Below are 1,006 nucleotides of genomic sequence, written 5' to 3'. Positions count from 1 at the left end.
AAACCCTGGCCGACAACGTCATCAAGGCCACCGAGGCCTACGAGACGCAGTTGCTGGAGGCGGCGTGATGGCCAAGCACGACGGCATCTGGAGCAAGCTGCTGACCTCGGTGCGCGCCGGCGCGCAGGAACTCGGCGAAGCCTGGGCCGACAGCCAGGCGCTGCGCATCCTCGACCAGGAAATCCGCGACTGCGACATCGACCTGCGCCAGTCGCGCGAATCGCTGGCGCACCTGATCGCGCGCCACACCCTGGCCGAGCGCGCGCTGGCGCTCAGCGCGGACAAGATCGCCGAATACGAAGGCTATGCGATCAAGGCGCTGGAGTCGGGCGAGGACGCGCTGGCGCGCGAAGTCGCCGACAAGATCGCCGCACTGGAAACCGCGCGCGGCGACGACGAAGCGCATCTGGGCCAGCTCGCCGCCAGCGTCGCCGAACTGCGCCGCGCGGTGGCGATGGCCGAAGGCAACATCCGCCGGCTCAAGCAGCAGCTCGACACGGTCAAGGCCACCGAAAGCATGCAGCGCGCGCAGGCCGCGGTCGCGCAGCGCTACGCCGGGCCGCACAACCGGCTGCAGACCGCGGTCGATTCGCTGGCCCGGATCAAGCTCAAACAGGCCGAACGCGGCGCGCGCATGGAGGCGGCGGCGGAACTGGCGCGCCACGACAGCGGCGATGCGTTGGAACGCAAACTGCGCGACGCCGGCATCATCGCCGACGAGGCCGGCGCCGAAGCGGTGTTGGCGCGGTTGCGGCAGAAGCTGCCGGGCTGAGCGCCCGGATCGATACGGCCGGTCGACATGGGGTCGGCCGGTTTCATGGAGGCGCCGCGGGCGATGCGGCAAGCGGGGGAGGGAAACGAAATGGGCGATTTCTTCAGCACGATCCTGACGTTGCCGACGGCGTTCTACACCGTCCTGCTCGGCGTGGTCGTGGGCTATTGGCTGCTGTCGGCGGTGGGATTGGCCGGCGGCGAAATGATCGATGGATGGATCGGCGGCGACGGT

Annotated in this window: 1 protein-coding gene; it reads left to right on the top strand. The window is 69.4% G+C overall.

Translation table 11 applies throughout. The features are described from left to right. Window positions 1-67 precede the first annotated feature (67 nt). Window positions 68-772 carry a PspA/IM30 family protein gene (locus ACIQU6_RS45110; RefSeq protein ID WP_096382430.1) on the top strand — a complete coding sequence of 235 codons (705 nt, stop codon included), beginning with the start codon at window positions 68-70 and terminating at the stop codon, window positions 770-772. The last annotated feature ends 234 nt before the right edge of the window (window positions 773-1,006 follow it).

It is taken from the genome of Streptomyces sp. NPDC090442 (assembly GCF_044769405.1).
Taxonomy (GTDB): domain Bacteria; phylum Actinomycetota; class Actinomycetes; order Streptomycetales; family Streptomycetaceae; genus Streptomyces.
Note: the sequence above shows the minus strand (reverse complement) of the source record. Positions and strands in the feature narration are given on the sequence as shown.

What these genes read in the sequence shown, in the direction of transcription:
- ACIQU6_RS45110 (WP_096382430.1), top strand. Translation starts at nt 68, where the DNA reads ATGGCCAAGCACGACGGCATCTGGAGCAAGCTGCTGACCTCGGTGCGC.